Below are 21,641 nucleotides of genomic sequence, written 5' to 3'. Positions count from 1 at the left end.
CATACGGGCCTTTGTTGTTTATTCAGCTTCAATAATCGTATTAGCTTGCTCTTCGACCTTGTGCACCCTGCCCAACATCAGCAAGCAGGGAGTGAGTACCAGAGTTAATACGGTTGCGAATGCCAATCCTCCCGCTACCGCCGTCGCCAGTTGCGACCACCACTGAGTACTTGGCGCACCAAACTCGATCTTCTGGTTAATCAGGTCAATGTTCATCTCCAATACCATAGGTAACAGACCTAATATCGTCGTGACGGTTGTCAGCATTACCGGACGAAGACGTTGTACACCGGTACGCAGAATCGCTTCGCGTTTATCTAAACCGCGTTTAAGTAACTGATTGTAGGTATCGATCAAGACAATATTGTTGTTAACCACGATCCCAGCCAGAGCGATTACCCCAATCCCCGACATAATAATGCCGAACGGTTTCTGGAAAATCAGAAGGCCAACAAATACCCCTACGGTAGAAAACAGCACCGCACTAAGGATCAAGAAGGCTTGATAGAAGCTGTTAAACTGCGTGATCAGAATCAGTGCCATAACCACCAAAGCCACTAAGAAAGCGTTCTGCAAGAAGGCAGAGGAGTTTTCCTGCTCTTCATTCTGACCGCGGATTTTGAACTCGACCCCATTTGGTAAGCCTAACTCTGCCACCGCCTGTTCAATCTTTGGCAATTCGAGCGCCAGATTATAGCCCTCTTTCATATCCGCCATAATATTGATCACCCGATGGCCATCAATACGGCGGATAGTGTCCTGCTTATGTTCTGGAACAATCGTTGCGAAGTTAGTAATCGGTACTAAACCAGCCGGGGTTTTCACACGCAGTTGATCAAAGCGTCCAATATCGCGCTTCTCTTGCGGATAGCGTACTAAGATGTCGACCTCTTCGGTGGCATCATCCGGGAGATAGTCACCAATTTTCAGGCCATTAGTGACAAACTGAACCGTGTTACCGACCAGAGTTGCATCGGCAGCAAAGCGGGATGCATCGTCACGACGAATATCAATCTGCCAGTCAATCCCCTCTTTACTTGAGGTGTCGCTTAAGTTGGTGAATGCCGGGTAGTTGTCTGCCCAGTGTCTGACCTGTTTGGCAGCTGCATCTAACTGGCTCGGTATACGCGCGGACATCTCAATAACTAAATCATGCTCGACCGGAGGACCCGCATCAGGGAACTTATACTCAATTTCCACTCCTGCGTAATTATCCGTTTGTTGCTTGAGCTCTTCGATGATCTCTTTGACCTTACGACGATACTGCCAATCAACGGGTGTAATCTGGATCTGTCCAATCTCGTCATCACCACCAGTGCGAGTGTAGACACTTTCAAACTCATCGTGGCCCAGCATGACAGATTCGATATCACGCATAATGACATCTTTTTCGTCTAATGACAGGTCACCATAAGAGCGCACTTTTACGGTGAAGAAAGGGGGATCGACTTCGGGGAAAAACTCTGCACCCAGTCCGGCTTTGGCATAGGTAAAGCCCACACCTATCGCGAGTAGAATCGCACTGAAAAGGATTTTTAGCGGATGCTTTAACGCAATATCCAAGGTATGGAAATAGAGTTTAGTAATGCCTGTCGCCTTAGAGAAATCACCATCATGCAGAGCAACCATTTTTTCTCGCTGCGCTTTAGTCACATGCTGTGGTCGACCAATAAGACTACCCAGCACAGGAACCAGTAACAGCGCCATTGCCAGAGAGGCACTTAACGTAGCGATCAGAGTCAAAGGCAGGTACTTCATAAATTCGCCAGTGACGTCAGGCCAGAATAATAGCGGCGCGAACGCTGCTAATGTCGTGGCCGTCGAAGCCGTGATTGGCCACGCCATGCGTTTAGCGGCATCCCGATACGCTTCTCGCCTCGGAGTCCCTTCCTGCATCCTTCGGTCAGCAAACTCAGTGACAACAATGGCTCCGTCCACCAGCATACCGACCGCCATAATTAGCGAGAACAGCACCACGATATTGATGGTGAGTCCAAATACTGACAGGACTAATAAACCGGTCAGGAAAGAGCCCGGAATCGATATACCCACCAGCAGCGCAGTGCGTACGCCAAGAATCGCGATAATCACAATCACCACCAAAATGATGGCAGATAAGATATTGTTCTGCAGATCACTCAGCATCATCTTAACGTCTTTCGACTGATCCCAAGTATATTTGACCATCAGGTTATTCGGCCAGTCTGGACGCTGCTGCGCTTGTTCCAATACCGCCTTGATTAACGCGACTGTCTCAATAATATTTTCTCCAGCACGTTTCTTGGCATCCAGTACGACTGCGGATTTGCCATCCAAACGGGCATAGCTCTCCGGGTCGCGAAATGCTCGTCTTACCGTTGCCACATCACCAAAGGTAATAACTTGCTTACCCTCGACTTTGACAGGTAGTTCTAACACATCTTTTAGTGAGTCAAATACTGACGGGACTTTTACCGAAAAGCGACCATAGCCAGTATCAACAAAACCGGCCGCTACCACTCGGTTGTTGAGTGCAATCAGGTTGTAAATGTCACCCTGATCGAGACCATAGCTTTCCATCAACAGTGGATCGACGATGATCTCTACGATGTCTTCTCGATCACCGGCAATATCGACTTCAAGGATCTGACGATAGCTTTCCAGCTTATCTCTTAACTGGCGTGCGACCTGAACAATGGTGCGTTCAGGCACCGTGCCGTAAAGTACAATTGAAAGTGCAGGCTCTTCTGAAGCTAAGGTGACTTCGTTAACCGTCGGTTCGTCACTGTCACTCGGCAATTTAGGTTTAGCTAAGTCGACGGCTTCACGAACATCCGCCATCGCCTTATTAAGGTCAACACCGACGCTGAACTCGAGCATCACTGAAGCATGGCCTTCAGACGCTGTCGAAGTCATCTCTTTAACACCTTCAATTGCTCTCAGCTCTTGTTCGATAGGTCGAACTAGCAATCGCTCGGCATCTGAAGGCGAAATCCCCTGGTGACCAACCGAAACGTAGATAATCGGAATGGTAATATCCGGGCTCGACTCTTTCGGGATGGTGACATAAGTCCCCGCTCCAGCGAGAAGAATGAACACCAAAAGTACCATCATGGTTCTTGTGCGAGACAGTGCCGCATCAATCAATGCAAACATAGTGCGGGCTCCTATCTACTTTGCTCGGTCGCGATAACCGCATCACCGTCGCGCACGAAACCCTGCCCTGTCGTGATGATGTCAACTTGCTCACCTAATCCCGTCAGCCACACACCGTCTTGCTCTGCTTTAACCAGTTGAATCGGAACAAACTTTACATGCTTAGCCACTAAAGTTTTTACCCCTAAGTTACCTGCCTCATCCAATGCCAACATTGCAGGAGTAATCTTTACCGCTAGCTGATCCTGCAGATTCAAACCGACTTCAGCACTCACACCTGCCGGAATTTTCTGCCCCGGATTTGCGAGTTCAATCTCAATAGGAAAGGTATTGGTCGCGGGTGACGAAACTCGCGAGATGTATCGAACTTTACCAACCGCCTCACTACCATTAATAAAGCGAATACTCGCCTCTTGGTTAAGTTGTAGCGCTTGAATATGTCGCTCACTGACGTCCGCTTCAATAACAATCTGGCTTAAATCAAGCAAGGTGGCGACAGGATCGCCGACACCGACAAAGTCGCCTTTTTCAATAAATAAATGATCAACGATGCCAGTAAACGGGGCTTTGACAGAAGTATTACGCAAAGCAATTCTGGCATTACTTACCATAGCTTTAGCTTCAACTAAACCAGCCTGTGCTGTGCTGAATGCCACTTCACCTTGCAGGCCTTTGCTTTTGAGAGATTGCGCCGCTTTGAACTCTTTCTCTTTAACCTTAAGTAATGCCTGCGCACGCTGAAGCTGAATGTCTAAGTCACCTTTATCAATAAGAGCGATCTCTTGTCCTTGTTGGACGCTGTCCCCTTTGGTGACTTTAAGCTGAGTGATTTTTCCTGCAATTTCAGCTCCAAGCTTCGCTTGCTTATTTGGTGCCGTACGACCATAGAGCTCAATGGTTTTATGAGTTGCTTCAGCGACAAAGGAGGTGAACTGCACTTTGGCTAATGGAATCTCTTCAGTATCGTTGTGGGGAGTGGAATCTTGAGCGTTAAGCATCCCTATTCCAAGCCATAGAGAAAGGAGCAGCACTAATATTAGTGATACCAGATAAGGTCTAACCGCGAGAAAACGCAGCGGAGAAAAACTAGCCATAACTATCCTTATTATTTCTATATCACGTCCAAAACAAGTAAATACAGCAACATAAAGCTGTAAGTTGTCGATATAGCGATTCGCAGAACCCTGCTACGAATGTATCAATTAGGATATAAATTAACCAAGCAAAAATAAAATAGCATTAATTACTATTTATCTTAGATCTCAGTTTCTGGATAGATGAGTAAAGGAAAGCAGGCAGAGGAGAAAGAATAGGCTACAGAGGACCTGCAGCCTAAACAGAATGAATTAAACGCTAAATGATGCGCCACAACCACATGTTGTCGTTGCATTAGGGTTATTAACGAAGAAACGAGAACCTTCTAGCCCTTCAGTGTAGTCAACCTGACCACCAACCAAATACTGCAGGCTCATTGGGTCTACAACTAGAGTCACACCACTGTTTACAATGGTTGTATCCCCTTCGTTAACGTTCTCATCAAAGGTAAAACCATACTGAAAACCGCTACAGCCACCGCCAGTAATGTAAACTCGCAGTTTCAGGTTCGGATTCTCTTCTTCTGCAATCAATGCACCTACTCGCTGAGCCGCTGCATCTGAAAATGTTAGTGGGATATTTACTTCGCTCACGATGATCTCTCTCAGTCGTCTGTGTCCAGATTGGCATGACCATCTGGCACTTCATCTTTTAATATTAGCGGTGATTATCTAATACCTGAGTGAAGCGTTCAAGTATTCACCACTTTTGAAGCGATTTTTTGTCCTAATTCTGCTTTATTTGCCGTGAAAGTACTCAGAATGTGCTGCAAAGCGTTTTATTGAATGGGAATCGACAGGTACAATGCCAGCCAAATTGGTCCGAGCAATCAAAAGAGGATACCCCATGACCAAATCCGCAGATCTATTCGAGAAAGCGCAACAGACTATTCCTGGCGGCGTTAACTCTCCTGTACGTGCATTCAACGGCGTTGGTGGCGCACCGATTTTCGTTGAGCGAGCAGATGGCCCGCTGATTTTTGATGCTGACGGCAAAGCGTACATTGATTATGTAGGTTCTTGGGGGCCAATGATTCTTGGGCACAACCACGCAGTAATCCGCGAAGCAGTGATTGATGCAGCACAACGCGGTCTAAGCTTTGGCGCTCCAACTGAGATGGAAATCGCGATGGCAGAACTCGTGTCTGAACTCGTCCCATCAATGGAACAGATTCGTATGGTGAGCTCTGGTACAGAAGCGACCATGAGTGCGATTCGTCTGGCACGTGGTTACACAGGTCGCGATAAGATCATGAAGTTCGAAGGTTGTTACCATGGCCACGCAGACAGCTTGCTAGTTAAAGCGGGTTCAGGCGCGTTGACTCTTGGTCAGCCAAGTTCTCCGGGTGTTCCAGCAGACTTTGCTAAGCACACACTAACTGCAACCTTCAACGATTTAGACTCTGTTCGTGAATTGTTTGCGGCTAACAAAGGTGAAATCGCGTGTATTATCGTTGAACCTGTTGCAGGCAACATGAACTGTATTCCACCGGTAGAAGGCTTCCACGAAGGCCTGCGCCAAATCTGTGATGAAGAAGGCGCACTACTTATTTTTGATGAAGTAATGACTGGTTTCCGCGTGGCTCTGGGCGGCGCACAAGGTTACTACAACATCAAGCCAGACCTGACTACTCTGGGTAAAGTGATCGGTGGCGGCATGCCAGTTGGCGCATTTGGCGGCCGTAAAGAAGTAATGCAGCACATCGCTCCAACCGGTCCTGTTTACCAAGCTGGTACCCTTTCTGGTAACCCAGTGGCGATGGCGGCAGGCTTCGCATGTCTGAATCTTCTGAAAGAAGAAGGCAACGAAAAGCGTCTGGCATCTAAAACTAAGCAGCTAGCAGACGGCTTCAAAGAGCTTGCTGGTAACCACGGCATTCCACTAGTGGTAAATCAGGTAGGTGGTATGTTCGGTTTCTTCTTTACTGACCAAGAGAGCATCACAAGCTACGAAGACGTGACTAAGTGTGACATCGAACGCTTTAAGCGCTTCTTCCACCTAATGCTAGAGCACGGTGTTTACCTTGCTCCATCAGCGTTTGAAGCAAGCTTTACTTCTCTGGCTCACGGCAGCAAAGAGATCGAAGCGACATTAGAAGCAGCAGACCGCTGTTTTGCTATCATCGCAAACGAAGCTTAATTTAAGTTACTAATAAAAAAGGACTGCATTACGCAGCCTTTTTTATTGCCAGTAGTACAGCACTAGTATCGCTAGCCCTGCCATTAATAAAGCAAACCAAGGTATCGACGGTTTACTTTTTGCCGCCGACTTACAACCTTTGTCATTATCACAGCATCCCATGTTTTGACTCACCTCTGATACTTATCTGATTCTCGATTGATAACTGCCTGTTTTAAAGCCATTATACTGATACATCGTCAAACAATTGGACAAGATTGTGTCAGATAAAATTAAAATAACCTCCAGCCACTGGGTACTTGTTATCGCCCTATTGGCTGCAGCGTTCGCCTGCTTCTTACTGGTAGAGCCTTACATCAATTCGATCGTGATGGCCTTTATCATCTCACTGTTGATGTTCCCTATTCACGAGTGGATTGAACGAAAACTGCCAAAACACAAAAATACGGTGTCACTGCTCTCATGTATTGTGCTGACATTTATCATTGTTTTCCCTTTGCTGTTTGTCTTTGCTGCCATCGTGCAACAAGGTTCTGCATTCTCACAAAATGTCTACCAATGGGTCACACACGGTGGTATCCAGACCATTTTTGAACACCCTTGGGTTGTGAAGAGCTTATCACTAGTAAATACTTACTTACCTTTTGACACTATAGAACCACAAGAGATCGCACAGAAGGTTGCTCAGTTTGCCACAAGCTTTGGTAGTAATCTGGTTGGCATCAGTGCCAAGATCTTGGGTGACGCAACCAACTTCCTGATGGACTTCTTCCTGATGTTGTTCGTGTTGTTCTTCCTGCTTCGTGATCACGACAAAATTATTAGTGCAATACGTCATATCCTTCCGCTATCCCGTAGTCAGGAAGACAAACTGCTTGATGAAGTTGAACAGGTAGCGAAATCGGCAGTGATGGGTTCATTCCTGACTGCTATTGCTCAAGGTTTTGCTGGCGGTATCGGTATGTGGCTGGCAGGCTTCCCGGGACTTTTCTGGGGAACCATGATGGGTTTTGCATCCTTTATTCCTGTCGTTGGAACCGCATTAATCTGGATACCAGCGGCTATCTACTTGTTCCTGACAGGTGATACGACCTGGGCTATCTTCCTGACGGTCTGGAGCGTCGCTGTTGTAGGTTCAATTGATAACTTACTGCGTCCGTTCCTGATGCAAGGTAGTGCTGGAATGAACACCTTGATGATCTTCTTCTCGCTGCTGGGTGGTCTACACTTATTTGGCTTAATTGGCCTTATCTACGGTCCGATCATCTTTGCCGTTACTATGGTGTTGTTCAATATCTATGAAGAAGAGTTCCAGGGCTTCTTAGATCAACAAGATCGTAGTTAACCCGCAAAACAGTTTATTACTTCAAGATGAGGGAGGATTGTGCGAAAATCCTCCCTCATTTTTTTCTACTGAGTTCTTTATGTCTGCTTATATCGCGCCAAGCCAAATTGCCCAGCGACAGCTAGCCTACTTTGAAGGTAAGCACGTTCTTGTAGCTGGAGAAGCTGAAGACCTATTTCCTGTCGAACTGGCTAACCACTGTCAATCAGTCACAGTCTTTACGACTAACTATGGCTACCACCGCCAGCTTGAATCTTACTCTCAGGTTAGTAGTGTGTTTGGTGCAGAGTTCTCACAACAGACACAAGCAGATATGGTATTGCTCTACTGGCCTAAAGCGAAAGCAGAAGCTGAGTTTCTGTTGGCGATGTTAATGGCTAAGCTCGGTCCAGAGACTGAAATCGTCGTTGTTGGTGAAAACCGTTCAGGCATCAAAAGCATAGAAAAAATGTTTAAGGCCTATGGCCCGATTACTAAATATGACTCTGCCCGTCGCTGCTCATTTTATTGGGGACAATGTACTCAGGCTCCAGACTCTTTCAACTTGGATGACTGGTACAAGACCTATCAGGTTAGCTACAAAGAGAGCACATTAACCATCAAGAGTTTGCCGGGTGTATTCAGTCACGGTGAGTTTGATATCGGTAGTAAGCTACTATTGGACACCTTGCCTGAACTGAAAGGCAAAGTTCTCGACTTTGGTTGTGGTGCAGGAGTTATCGGCTCAGTGATGGCACTACTCAATCCAACTATCGAGCTAGAAATGTGTGATATCAGCGCTCTAGCCGTTGCTTCTAGTCAGGCAACCTTAGCGGCTAATGGCTTAACTGGCCGCGTCTTTGCTTCAGATGTCTACTCTGATACCAGCAAAGATTACGATTACATCATTAGTAATCCACCTTTCCATGCGGGTTTAGATACCAGCTACAGTGCAACCGAAACACTACTGGCTAAAGCGCCTCAATATCAGAACAGTCAGGGGCAGCTATTTATCGTGGCTAACAGCTTCCTAAAATATCAGCCAATTATTGAGCAGGCTTTCAGTAATTGCGAGACGCTAAATAAGACCAACAAATTCGCTATTTATCACGCGAAGAAGTAACTTTACTGCCCAATTCTCAGCAAGGATTGGGCATAATCTCCCCTCTCTCAGTAAAAACTGCGCCTTTCTCCACGCTTTCCTTGCAACTTACTTGTCAAAGTAAAAAAACTCGTTAATTTTGTCACTATAGGAAAATAACGTTTTTATCTCGCTTACAGGTTTCAAGCCTCAACCTATAAGCCGAACTCTCGGAAATTCTATTTAGATCATGTTTAAGTTGTATCGGAAACAGAAATTTAAGCGTCTTCAAAGCACATTGATGCTGGCTTTTCTTGCTTTAAGTATTACGCCTCTTACTGTCATCGCTATCTTCTTTTTGCAATCACACACTAAAGACTTACAGGAGCAGAGTACCCTTCACCTGGTTTCTGTTCGCGATAGTAAACAGCAGCAAGTGGTCGACTACCTCTATGCTAAAGAGTCAGAGGTTATGGGCTTCGTTCGCTCAGAGCTTGCCTATGCCAGTGGTGGCCGTTTCTACGGTCTGGTCAACGCGTTTCGCAGCTTAGGTCTGGATATTGATCAAGCACGTGAGTATGCGCAAAAACGTTATATTCAGGGTTCTGGCGATCAGATAAAAACGTCAATTCTGCCCCAATCGAGTCTGTTCAATGGCACCGAACGTTACCGACTGCTACATAAGCGCTACCACTGGGCCTATCTGGAACTACTAAAACGTTCTGATTTTGACGATATTTTGCTGGTCGATCGTGAAGGTAACGTCACCTACTCTATCTATAAGAATGACAACTTCGGTACCAACCTGCTAACGGGCAAATACAAGGATGCTAATCTGGGTCAGACCTTTAGCAAACTGCGCAGTTTGGTGACGGAAAAACGTAAAACCAACGAGGATTTTACCCCGGTTATCATTTCTGACTTTTCTCAAGAGCAGGGGAAATCCGTCGCCTGGCTGGGTGCACCCATTGTACAGCAAGGCTACCTGCATAGTTACGCTATGTTCCGCTTGCCAAATAACGGCATAACCAAGTTGATTGCCGATACCAAAAACATCCCATCAATGAAGACGTTATTGGTTGGAGGAGATCATCAATCTCGTACGATGGCGTATCAACAGCAAGACATTGATAAAAGCCGTCAAGTCGTCGATTTAGCCCTAGCTGGCGCAACCAGTTTTGGCACCTATTCCAACACTGAAAATGAAGCAATCATTGCCGCCTATGCACCGATCTCCGTCAAGGGTATCGACTGGGCTCTGGTGGTGGAAGTCCCTGAAAGTGTCGCCTTTGCGCGTGTTCACCAACTAGAGACAGTCTTTATCTTCGCCATGCTGACTGCGATTCTGCTGGTTGTCATGGCTTCTCATTACCTGTCGAACTTTATCACTGCCCCACTGCTTAAGCTGACCTGGGCTGCAGAAAAAGTCTCTGCCGGCGACCTTGATGCGGATATGATCAACACTCAGCGTAAAGATGAGATCGGCCGTCTTGCAGTCAGTTTTGAACGTATGCAACGTTCAATTCGTGAAAAAATCTTACTTATCAAAGATCAGAACGAAGAGCTGGAAAGCAACCTGAAACTGATTCAGAAGCAAAACGAAGAGTTGCAACTTGCGAACAAGCTTAAAGATGAGTTCCTCGCAACCACTTCTCATGAACTGCGTACGCCGCTGCATGGGATGGTAGGTATTGCTGAAGCCCTCGCCTCTGGAGCCAATGGTCCTATTACCGCTGAACATAAATATCAGTTAGATATCATCATCAGTAGTGGCCAGCGCCTAGCAACTCTGGTTGATGACCTGCTCGATTATCACAAGATGCGTTATGGCAATCTGGATATTGAAACCAGTGCGGTGGATTTATCGGGTTCAACCCGCTTGGTTCTCGAACTCTCGTCTCACCTATTAGGCAATAAGCCAATTCGGATTATCAATCAGGTGCCAAGTGAACCTGTTTGGGTTAGCGCCGACCCGCAAAGACTTGAGCAAGTGCTATATAACCTGGTTGGTAATGCAATTAAATACACCAGCGAAGGCAAGATTGTGATTTCAGCCAACGTTGTTGATGACCAGATTCGAGTTCAGGTGGTCGATACAGGTCAGGGGATCCCTGCTGATCAATTGGAGCATATTTTCGAACCTTTGATTCAGGCAGGCAGTGATTCAAGTCGTTACCGTCAAGGTGCAGGTCTTGGCTTATCAATCAGCCGTCAGCTAATCGAGTTGATGCAAGGTTCCCTGTATGTCAGCAGCCAGCCTATGGTCGGTACTACTTTCAGCTTCACTTTACCAGTCGCTAGTGAGCAGCAAATTCAAGACGCTAACCACTACGAGGCGCCACACTTTAAAGCTCCTGAGAGTGGTGAAGTCGAGTTCGCCGAGCCCGTGAGTCTGCCGGAAAATCCTGATGGCCCGTTACTCCTGGTTGTCGATGATGAACCAGTAAACCTGCGCGTACTCGATAGTTTCTTGCGTCTTGAAGGTTATCGCGTGAGAACGGCTAAAGATGGACACGAAGCCTTAGAAGCGGTAGAGAAAGAGAAACCAGAACTGCTACTACTCGACATCATGATGCCAGGTATGAGCGGATATCAGGTATGTGAAACACTGCGTAAAAGCTATGATCACGCGGCACTGCCTGTAATTATGCTTACCGCGCTTAACCAGACAGATGATCGAATTCGTGGCTTTAATGCAGGTGCCAACGACTACCTGTCTAAACCATTTAACAAGCAAGAGTTAGCCGCTCGAATTATTGCTCATTTAACCGCAAGTAAAGCGGAACAGCGCCGACTTGAGAATCAACAGTTACAGCTTGAACTTAAACATCGTGCAATGGTTGAAGCAAGTCTGCTGGAAACTCAGGGCCGCCTGCTAGAGCAGTTAGAAACGGCACCTGAAGCGATTATCTGTGTTCGAGAAGACAATAAGATTCGCTTCGCCAATGAGGCCGCTTCTAAGCTATTTAAGCGTTCAACGGAACAGCTGAAGCGCTCAAGTGCTGATGAGCTTATTGCTCCTAAGTTCCTCAACGTAGAACAGGAACATTATTGCGGCAATATTGATGTCTACGTAGAAGATGTCAGACAGCATCTGTCTGCCGATATATTGAAGCTACCTCAAGGCTCTGGCTTACGTTCAATGTACATATTCAACGTAGGTGGCAGCATCAACGCAGGCCGTATCAACAATCTGGAGACCGCAATTGAAGCGCTGTCTAGCTTTGCCTTTGAGGGCGACAAAGCCAAGTTACAAGAGCTCAAAGAGCTTGGTGGTGAGTTTACCCGACTGGCAGACCGTGTCGCCGGGGATAGCAAATCTAAGCAAGATATTATGCGTGAAGTGCTGGTTGAAGCCATGACCAGCGCCCTGAATTACTGGGAATCGGTTACAGGCCAGACTAAGTTCACCTTCGCCGAGCAAAGTGGCTTATGGCGCGTTTACCTCGACCGCAGCACACTACAAACACGAACACTCGATAAGTACTTGCGTACCGAGACACTGCCTAAGACTCCTCGCTGGAGAACGGTTCTCAGCTCGTTGGATTACATTCTTGAACATTGCAATGAACAAGGACCAGAGAGAACGCATATTGAAGGTTTGCGTGATAAGTTACAGCACTTACTCACCAGCTAATCATTCAGGTTAATCTATCTAAAAGCTCGCGACTAAGCGGGCTTTTTTTGTGCCGTTAAACCTTCACTCACATGTCACAAATGAGTTATTACGCCCCGTAAAACAACCTATAATAGCGGCTGTTTGAACACGACATTTGCTCCGCTATCGAGTGCCTAATTGGTATAAAACCACCAACAATGCGTAAAAAGAACTCAGTTTGCGAAGCCAATCACAACAAGACGGCAGTTTTAATTTAAATCGAAAAATTAACAACAAAACCACGAGTGATTCAAGTCTCACGTTTTCAAAGTGGCTTAGCAATACCTTAGAATAGAAAGACCAAAGGGTAAGTAGACACTTACAAACCACCTTTAACCATCTAAGTAATGCGATCCACATCAAAGGCTATTTTCTGCTCACAATTCCATCAAAACAGGAGCTTTTGACATTATTGACGTGGTTCGGGTTGGTTTTGACGTTTTTAACGGGAATAGCAATTGCGAAAATTAACGTTAAGGTGTTTTCTTAGTGTGCCTAAGGCCTACAGGCCACTCTGGATTTCTCTATCTCCTCCGATAGGAACTCATTTAAAGAGGTGGGCCTTAGTGAGTGTTTATCAATTGATGACATTCCATTCCATAAGTGAAATGAAAGCAAATAGTAAGGAACAGCTATGCTTGCCAACATAAAAAAAACAGCACTAGCAACAGCAATTATTGCTACAGCTACCACAGGATTCGCATCTGTAGCGACAGCTGCTGAACGTAGTGAACTAACTATCCACCCGAAAGAATTTACAACTTTCGTTCGTAACTTTAACCCATACCTGGGTGCAACTCACTTGCATACTACTTGGGACTTCCTTTACGAGCCTCTAGTTGTATTTAACGAAATGCAAGGTAACACGCCTGTATTCCGTTTGGCTGAAAACTACAAGATGTCTGACGACCTAATGAGCGTTACTTTCGATATTCGTAAAGGCGTAAAATGGTCTGATGGTGAAACGTTCGATGCAAACGACGTTGTATACTCATTCAATCTTGTAAAAGAGAAACCAGAGCTTGACCAAAGCGGTATCAACTCTTGGGTAACTTCTGTTGAAAAACTGAATGACTACCAAGTTAAATTCCGCCTGACAGAAGCGAACTCTAACGTTCCTTATGAAATTGCTAAAGTACCAGTAGTACCTGAGCACATCTGGAAAGACGTGAAAGATCCTTCAACATTCACCAACGAAAACCCTGTAGGTTCTGGTCCTTTCACTGAGATCGATACTTTCACTGCACAACTTTACATCCAGTGTGCTAACCCGAACTACTGGGATGCGGACAACCTAGACGTTGACTGTCTACGTGTTCCTCAAATCGCTAACAACGACCAATTCCTGGGTAAAGTTGTTAACGGTGAAATGGACTGGACTTCATCATTCATTCCTGACATCGACCGCACGTACGCAGCAGCAAGCCCTAACCACCAGTACTGGTACCCGCCAGCAGGTACTCAAGCGTTTGTTGTTAACTTCAAGCACCCAGATCCAGCGAAGAACGAAGCACTTACTAACGTTGACTTCCGTCGTGCGTTCTCAATGGCTCTTGACCGTCAAACTATCATCGACATCGCGTTCTACGGTGGCGGTACAGTGAACGACTTCGCTTCAGGTCTAGGTTACGCATTCGAAACTTGGTCTGATGAAAAGACTCACGACAAGTACAAGGGTTACAACACCTACAATGCTGAAGGTGCTAAAGAGCTACTGAAGAAAGCTGGCTTCAAAGACGTTAACAACGACGGCTTCGTAGACACTCCATCAGGTAAATCTTTTGAACTTCTGATTCAATCGCCAAACGGCTGGACTGACTTCAACAACACAGTTCAACTTGCTGTAGAGCAGCTAGCTGAAGTAGGCATCAAAGCGAAAGCACGTACTCCAGATTTCTCTGTGTACAACCAAGCGATGCTAGAAGCGACTTATGACGTTGCTTACACAAACTACTTCCACGGTGCAGATCCACACACTTACTGGAACAGTGCGTACAACTCAGCACTTCAGTCTGGTGATGGTATGCCTCGTTTCGCTATGCACTTCTACAAGAACGAAAAGCTAGACGGTCTACTTAACAGCTTCTACAAAACAGCTGATAAGAACGAGCAGCTAGAAATCGCTCACGGCATCCAGCAAATCATCGCAGCTGATCAGGTAACAATCCCTGTAATGTCTGGTGCTTACATGTTCCAGTACAACACAACGCGATTCACTGGTTGGTGGAACGAAGAAAATCCAAAAGGCCGTCCAAACATTTGGGCTGGTATCCCAGAGCGTCTACTACACGTACTGGACCTAAAACCAGTTAAGTAAGTAGTTGTTCTAACGATGCGGCATACGCTCTGTATGCCGCAAAATCCCCCCACTTTTTAATGTGTTCGTTATATGGCGCCAGTCGTCAGGGGATTGTTCGCTCTAAATTTTGTTTTCGCTAGGAGCGACCTGAAACCAGAAACAGGGAAAATCTGGGTAAGTAAGGTGAGTTATGGGTTATTTTTTAAGACGTTTGTCGTTCTATTTGGTCGCATTATTAGTTGCTGCGACATTAAACTTTATTATTCCTCGTGCGATGCCGGGTGATCCGGTGACCATGATGTTCGCTAACGCTTCGGTTCAGGTAACACCGGAACGTATCGCGGCAATGAAAGAGCTACTCGGTTTTGTTGATGGTGGATTGTTTACTCAATACATCGCCTACATGAAAAACATCCTGAGCTGGGAGCTTGGCACTTCAATTCAGTTCTATCCACTATCAGTAAACGAGCTGTTGGGTGGCGCATTTGGTTGGTCGCTATTCCTGGCAGGTAGCGCAGTTATCCTTTCTTTCTCTTTAGGCTCAGTGCTCGGCATTTTCGCAGCGTGGAAACGCGGCAGTAAATATGACGCTTTCGTCACTCCGGGCATGCTGATCATTCAGGCGGTACCTCAAGTCGTTGTCGCGATGCTAACGCTATTCATCTTTGCGATTGGTCTTAAATGGTTCCCTACAGGCTACGCCTACACTGCGGGTACGGTGCCAGACTGGACCAGCTGGGAGTTTTACAAAGACGCGGCATACCACGCAGTACTACCACTATTCTGTGCATCGATCATTCAGGTAGGTGGCTTTCTGGTTAACATGCGTAACAACATGATCAACCTGCTAGCAGAAGACTACATCACCATGGCTAAAGGTAAGGGCCTGAGTGAGAACCGAGTGGTATTCAACTACGCAGCGCGTAACGCACTTCTACCAAGCGTTACGGCACTTTCAATGTCATTAGGTATGGCTATCGGTGGTCAGCTAATCGTCGAAATCATCTTCAACTACCCAGGTCTTGGTACGGTACTACTGAATGCTATTCACGCCCGTGACTACCAAGTTCTTCAAGGGCAACTCATCATCATGACGATGTTTATGCTGTCATTCAACCTGATTGCCGACATGCTTTACGTAGTACTTGATCCTCGCCTTCGTAAGGGAGGGAAATAATTATGAAAGACCTATTTAAACTCATTCTAGGCAATGCTTACGCTCGTACTGGCTTAGCGATTGTTTCACTATTTATTTTTATGGCTATCGCCGCACCACTGATTACCAAGCACGCTCCGGATAAGCGTACTGGTAACCCGCATGAATACCCAGGTTTTGTTGTCAGTTCAGCAAAAGCTAACCCAGATGGTTGGGTGGCTCAGAATCTGGCAACTGACCGTCGTACTATGATCATGTCGAAAAAGGCTGACCATGTACTTGGTACTAGCCGCATGGGTCGCGATATCTGGTCTCAACTTGTTTACGGTGCACGTATTTCACTAGGCGTGGGTTTCGGCGCTGGTATCACTGTGTGTTTCCTTGCGACTGTGATTGGTATCTCTGCTGGTTACTTTGGTGGTCGCGTTGATGACGTGCTTACTGCCGCAATGAACATCATGCTGGTTATTCCTCAATACCCATTGCTATTCGTACTAGCGGCGTTCATCGGTGAGGCAGGGCCTCTAACCATTGCCATTATCATAGGTTGTACCTCCTGGGCATGGGGTGCAAGGGTAATACGCTCGCAAACCTTAGCCCTGCGTGAAAAAGAGTTTGTTAAAGCGGCTGAAGTTCTTGGCGAATCATCTTTCCGCATCATCTTTGTTGAGATTCTGCCAAACCTTATCCCAATCGTAGGCGCTAGCTTCATTGGTTCGGTTATGTACGCAATCGGCATGGAATCAATTATCTCGTTCTTAGGTCTGGGCGACCCAAGCACAATCAGTTGGGGCATCATGCTTTACAACGTACAGACCTCTTCAGCAATGCTGATTGGCGCTTGGTGGGAAGTACTCGCTCCGTGTGCGGCATTGACTCTGCTGGTCACTGGTCTTGCACTACTGAACTTCGCGGTAGACGAAATTGCTAACCCGCAGCTTCGCTCTCATAAAGGTATGAAACGCTGGAAAAAGCTTGCTGCACAAGACAAGAAAGAACGTCAGCCAGAACTACCACCACAAAATGCACTTTGGAGCGGAGATAAATAATCATGACAGCACCACTCATTTCTATCCGCAACCTTTGCGTTGACTACATTACTGATGCAGGTGACGTTCGTGCCTGTAACAACGTCAGCTTTGACATTGCACCAGGCGAAGTATTCGGTCTGGCAGGTGAATCTGGTTGTGGTAAATCAACCGTTGCCTTCTCTCTGATGCGCCTGCATAAGCCACCAGCGTTTATTAGCGGCGGTGAGGTTATCTTCAATGGTGAAGATATCCTTAAATACAGCGATGATCGTATGCAAGCCTTCCGCTGGAGCGAGATGTCAATGGTCTTCCAGAGCGCGATGAACGCGCTCAACCCAGTACTGACAATGGAAGACCAGTTCTGCGACGTCATCATGCGTCATACCAATATGACGCGTGAACAGGCTCGCAAGCGTGCCGAAGGTCTACTGGAGATCGTTGATATCCACCCTAGCCGTCTGAACGACTACCCTCACCAGTTCTCTGGTGGTATGCGTCAGCGTCTGGTTATCGCGATTGCCCTAGCGCTTAATCCGAAAATGATCATTATGGATGAGCCAACTACCGCTCTGGATGTAGTGGTACAACGTGAAATCCTGCAAAAGATCTACGCACTGAAAGAAGAGTTTGGTTTCTCTATCTTGTTCATTACTCACGATCTTTCTTTGATGGTCGAGTTCTCAGACCGCATCGGCATCATGTATTCCGGTGAACTGATTGAAGTTGCCCCTTCAAAACAGATTCTGGAAAGTCCATACCACCCTTACACCAAAGGTCTGGGTAGTTCTTTCCCTCCATTAACGGGCCCTAAAACTAAGTTGACTGGTATCCCTGGTAACCCACTAAACCTGCTTGAAGTGCCACAAGGTTGTCGCTTCCAGGCGCGTTGTGATCGCGTTCATGAGGCGTGTACTCAAGCCGCAACTCAACTTAGACAAATTGAGCCAAATCGTTTCTCTAACTGTCACCTGTATGGTGACCCGATTGCACAGACCAAGCTCTAGCAACAGATTGAGAAATAAAACAAAGATTACTGGAGACAATTATGAGCAAAGATTTTGGCCAACTACTCGTTGAAGGAAAAAACCTAGTAAAGGATTTTCCAATCAACAGTAATGCCCTAAACCAACCAATGATGCGCGCGATTAACGACGTATCTTTCAAAATGTACAAGAGCCGCGGTCTGTCCGTGGTCGGTGAATCAGGTTCGGGGAAATCGACCACGGCGAAAATGATCGCAAAAATGTACGCGCCGACTGACGGTGTTATCGAATATAAAGGTCGTGACATTCAGACTATTGATTCACGTTCAGACTTGATGGCTTACCGTGAAGGTGTACAGATGGTATGGCAGGACCCGTTTGGTTCTCTCAACCCGACTCACAACATCTTCCACCATATTGCTCGACCGCTGCTTATTCATAAGAAAGTATCACCGGGCAATAAGAAAGAACTTGAAGAGCGTGTCTATGACCTGCTTGAACAGGTAGGTCTGATTCCACCAAAAGAGACATCGCAGAAGTTCCCACACCAGCTTTCTGGTGGTCAGCGCCAACGTGTAAACCTGGCACGTAACATCGCTGTGGGCGCAGAAGTGGTTCTGGCTGATGAGCCAACTTCAATGCTCGACGTGTCGATTCGTGCTGGCGTTCTCAACCTGATGGAAGAGATGAAGTTCGAGAAGCAAATGTCTCTGCTTTACATCACGCACGACATCGCTACGGCACGTTACATCGCAGAAGATCTTGCAGTTATGTACGTTGGTCACATGGTTGAATGGGGTGACACTGAGGAGATCATTCACGATCCTCAACATCCATATACTCAGCTACTGGTTTCTGCAGTACCAGATCCAAGCAAGTCGATTCATGAAAAGCTTAAAGGCAACAAAGGCGAGATACCATTATGGACGCCTGCTTCCATCGGCTGTCCTTTTGCTGGTCGATGCCAACATGCAACCGACAAGTGTCGCGAGAAGTTACCAGAAGTAACTCAGCTGTCTGACAACCACTTTGTCCGTTGTTACCTATACGAAAATTAAATCGATAAATACGAGCCAGGGACAGGTGTTCTTGGCTCAACAATTCAAATAACACCCAATTTTCGGAGATTTTGATGCTGCTACTTACTAACCATATTGGTTATGAAGCCCTTGGGCCTAAGCAGGCTGTTTTGATGACTCGTAAACCACGTCTTTCATCTACCACTGCGCTGTTAGTCTGTGCCGATAGTCACCAAACTGTAGCGACTTTTAGTGTTGAAAAAGGCACAAAAGTCGCCAACTGGCACCAAGGGAATTTTTTTCGCATCGAGTTCTCACAATTCGAACGTGCGGGTCGTTACTACCTGCGCGTTGATAACTTACGCTCTGAGATTTTTAGCATTGCTCAGGGCCTACTGCTTAACACTACCCTATCTGACGTACTGCATTACTTTAAGTCTCAACGCTGTGGCGGACGCTTTGACAAACAAGACCACTCTATTCCTTTACTCGGCAGCGAGACGCGCGTTGATGTTCATGGCGGTTGGTACGATGCCTCTGGTGATGTGAGCAAATACTTAAGCCACCTCTCCTATGCCAACTATCTCAACCCTCAACAGACTCCTATGGTGGTTTGGAACTTACTTAAAGGATTGCAGCTAGTCGCAGATAATGACCAGGTTGCATTGTTCACCAAGGTTCGAATGACGGAAGAAGCGCTGTTCGGTGCTGATTTCCTGGTTCGTATGCAAGATAAACAAGGTTTCTTCTATATGACCGTTTTTGATAAGTGGTCAAAGGATATAAACCAACGCGAAATCTGTGCTTACGAAACTCAACAAGGGTATAAATCTGACGATTATCAAGCCGGTTTCAGGCAAGGTGGGGGCGCGTCAATTGCCGCTCTTGCTGCTGCAGCAAGACTAGAGGAAAGTGGCGAATACACTTCCGATGATTACCTAACTGCAGCAGAAAAAGGTTACTGGCATCTGCGCGAATTCAACACGCAATACCTCAACGATCAGCAAGAGAACATTATCGATGAATACTGTGCACTGCTTGCGACTGTTGAACTGTACAAATCGACCAACAAACAACAATACCTGACTGAAAGTCGTTACTGGGCTGCCAGACTTGAGCAAAGACAAACCAGTGATGACAGCTTTGAATATTTCTGGTCTGCGAATCAGGACGGCTCTCGCCCTTACTATCACGCAGCGGAAGCAGGCTTACCGACTATTGCTCTATGTCATTATCTGGAGATTGAAACTGACCGACAAAAAGCGGCTGCAACTCAGACTGTTGTGCAGCAAAGCGTTGGTTTTGAGCTTGCTATTACTCAGGCGACCGCTAACCCGTTCGGTTACCCACGCCAATACGTAAAAGGTGTAGATGAAGAGAAGCGTGACGCCTTCTTTGTCGCTCAAAACAACGAAAGTGGCTACTGGTGGCAAGGGGAAAATGCCCGCCTTGGTTCATTATCTGCGATGGCATTTTTCGCCCTGCCTCATATTGAGGATCAAGCCACTAAACAGCAGCTACTGTGCTTCTCTCAGAACTCCCTCAACTGGGTATTAGGACTCAACCCTTACCACATGTGCATGCTCGATGGTCATGGTCACAATAACCCTGACTACCTTCCTCAATATGGCTTCTTCAACGCCAAGGGAGGGGTATGTAATGGCATCACTGCTGGCTTTGAGGACGAGCAAGACATCGCCTTCAACCCTCCAGGTCAGAAGGATGACATGTTGCAGAACTGGCGCTGGGGTGAGCAATGGATCCCACATGGCGCCTGGTATCTGTTAGCTGTAATCACTCAATTCAGCCACTTCAGTCAGGCAGAGGAGAAATAATATGTCCCTTTATTATGTCGGAATTGATGGCGGCGGTACGTCTTGTCGCGCCCGGATTCGTGATGAAGCAGGCCAACTAATTGGTGAAGGCAAAAGCGGCAGTGCCAATATTCTACTGGGTGTAGAAGTGGCAATGACTTCGATTATCGACGCTATCGCTCAGGCAGCAACGATCGGCGGTCTGACTGAAACTGACTTTGCCAGCATGCATGTTGGTTTGGCTCTGGCTGGAGCTGAACAAAAATCAGCATGGCAAGATTTTATGGCGCTACCACATCCATTTGCTTCAGTAGTCCTCAATACCGATGCCTACGGTGCTTGTATCGGGGCACATAATGGTGATGATGGCGCGATTATGATCGCCGGAACAGGCTCTTGCGGCATCTACCTGACTGGCACAAAACAGCACGTCGTTGGCGGTCGCGAGTTTCCAATTTCTGACCAAGGCGGCGGCGCAGTTATGGGGCTACGTCTTATTCAACAGGTGCTGCTGGCTGACGATGGCATTGTCGAAAAAACACCGCTTGCAGAGCATGTTCTCAACCACTTCCACCATGATGTTGACCAGATCGTTAGCTGGTCGAAAAGCGCATTACCTCGTGATTATGGCCAATTTTCTCCGGCTATTTTTCAGTTCGCCGAACAAGGCGATAGTCTCGCAATTTCAATGCTTAAGCAGACGGCTGCTGATATTGAAATGTTCCTTGTTGCACTCAATCGCAAAGGTGCAACGCGTATCTGTCTGATGGGCAGTATCGCTGAACGAATCAAAGCCTGGTTGTCGCCTCCGGTTCAGAACTGGGTGGTAGACGCTCAATTTGATGCCATTGAAGGCGCCCTTATGTTCGCAGCTAAACCCGAACATAATCTCTATTAAGGATCTGTG

Annotated in this window: 14 protein-coding genes; 11 read left to right on the top strand and 3 right to left on the bottom strand. The window is 46.7% G+C overall.

Features of this window, described 5'->3' with window-relative positions; genetic code table 11:
• Nucleotides 1–18: 18 nt before the first annotated feature.
• From RH46_RS04925 to erpA, 3 genes are all read right to left on the bottom strand, one after another.
• A complete protein-coding gene (locus RH46_RS04925; RefSeq protein ID WP_006878300.1) occupies nucleotides 19–3,135 on the bottom strand; it encodes an efflux RND transporter permease subunit in 3,117 nt (1,038 codons plus the stop codon).
• Nucleotides 3,136–3,146: 11 nt separating this feature from the next.
• Entirely contained in the window at nucleotides 3,147–4,229 is a 1,083-nt protein-coding gene (locus RH46_RS04920) for an efflux RND transporter periplasmic adaptor subunit (protein WP_040895203.1), read from the bottom strand.
• Between the two features lie 252 nt (nucleotides 4,230–4,481).
• Nucleotides 4,482–4,823, bottom strand: a complete 342-nt coding sequence (gene erpA, locus RH46_RS04915; protein WP_006878298.1) for an iron-sulfur cluster insertion protein ErpA — start codon at nucleotides 4,821–4,823, stop codon at nucleotides 4,482–4,484.
• A 253-nt stretch (nucleotides 4,824–5,076) separates the two neighbouring features.
• Here erpA and hemL point away from each other — a divergent pair, with 253 nt between their 5' ends.
• The 11 genes from hemL to RH46_RS04860 all read left to right on the top strand — a co-directional run bounded on the left by hemL (nucleotide 5,077) and on the right by RH46_RS04860 (nucleotide 21,632).
• Nucleotides 5,077–6,369: a glutamate-1-semialdehyde 2,1-aminomutase gene (gene hemL / locus RH46_RS04910; protein ID WP_006878297.1), complete on the top strand. Its 1,293-nt coding sequence runs from the start codon at nucleotides 5,077–5,079 to the stop codon at nucleotides 6,367–6,369.
• A gap of 259 nt (nucleotides 6,370–6,628) precedes the next feature.
• Nucleotides 6,629–7,714, top strand: a complete 1,086-nt coding sequence (locus RH46_RS04905) for an AI-2E family transporter (protein WP_006878296.1) — start codon at nucleotides 6,629–6,631, stop codon at nucleotides 7,712–7,714.
• A 79-nt stretch (nucleotides 7,715–7,793) separates the two neighbouring features.
• On the top strand, nucleotides 7,794–8,816 hold the full coding sequence (rsmC, locus tag RH46_RS04900) for a 16S rRNA (guanine(1207)-N(2))-methyltransferase RsmC (protein WP_006878295.1): 1,023 nt from the start codon (nucleotides 7,794–7,796) through the stop codon (nucleotides 8,814–8,816).
• Nucleotides 8,817–9,024: 208 nt separating this feature from the next.
• Nucleotides 9,025–12,411, top strand: coding sequence for a response regulator (locus RH46_RS04895; RefSeq protein ID WP_006878294.1), 3,387 nt, complete (start codon nucleotides 9,025–9,027; stop codon nucleotides 12,409–12,411).
• Nucleotides 12,412–13,066: 655 nt separating this feature from the next.
• Nucleotides 13,067–14,749 (top strand): ABC transporter substrate-binding protein, encoded by a 1,683-nt coding sequence (locus RH46_RS04890; protein WP_006878293.1) that lies wholly within the window; start codon nucleotides 13,067–13,069, stop codon nucleotides 14,747–14,749.
• Nucleotides 14,750–14,921: 172 nt separating this feature from the next.
• On the top strand, nucleotides 14,922–15,908 hold the full coding sequence (locus RH46_RS04885; RefSeq protein WP_006878292.1) for an ABC transporter permease: 987 nt from the start codon (nucleotides 14,922–14,924) through the stop codon (nucleotides 15,906–15,908).
• A 2-nt stretch (nucleotides 15,909–15,910) separates the two neighbouring features.
• Nucleotides 15,911–16,936 (top strand): ABC transporter permease, encoded by a 1,026-nt coding sequence (locus RH46_RS04880; protein ID WP_006878291.1) that lies wholly within the window; start codon nucleotides 15,911–15,913, stop codon nucleotides 16,934–16,936.
• 2 nt (nucleotides 16,937–16,938) lie between these two features.
• A complete protein-coding gene (locus RH46_RS04875) occupies nucleotides 16,939–17,922 on the top strand; it encodes an ABC transporter ATP-binding protein (RefSeq protein ID WP_006878290.1) in 984 nt (327 codons plus the stop codon).
• A gap of 41 nt (nucleotides 17,923–17,963) precedes the next feature.
• Nucleotides 17,964–18,959, top strand: coding sequence for an ABC transporter ATP-binding protein (locus RH46_RS04870; RefSeq protein WP_006878289.1), 996 nt, complete (start codon nucleotides 17,964–17,966; stop codon nucleotides 18,957–18,959).
• 74 nt (nucleotides 18,960–19,033) lie between these two features.
• Complete coding sequence (locus RH46_RS04865; RefSeq protein WP_006878288.1) at nucleotides 19,034–20,755, top strand: glycoside hydrolase family 9 protein; 1,722 nt, start codon at nucleotides 19,034–19,036, stop codon at nucleotides 20,753–20,755.
• A gap of 1 nt (nucleotide 20,756) precedes the next feature.
• The gene (locus RH46_RS04860; protein ID WP_006878287.1) at nucleotides 20,757–21,632 is read left to right on the top strand and encodes a glucosamine kinase nucleotide-binding domain-containing protein; all 876 of its coding nucleotides are present in this window, start codon (nucleotides 20,757–20,759) and stop codon (nucleotides 21,630–21,632) included.
• Nucleotides 21,633–21,641 lie beyond the last annotated feature (9 nt).

This window comes from Vibrio brasiliensis LMG 20546 (genome assembly GCF_000189255.1).
In the GTDB taxonomy this organism is placed as follows: Bacteria; Pseudomonadota; Gammaproteobacteria; order Enterobacterales; family Vibrionaceae; genus Vibrio; species Vibrio brasiliensis.
Note: the sequence above shows the minus strand (reverse complement) of the source record. Positions and strands in the feature narration are given on the sequence as shown.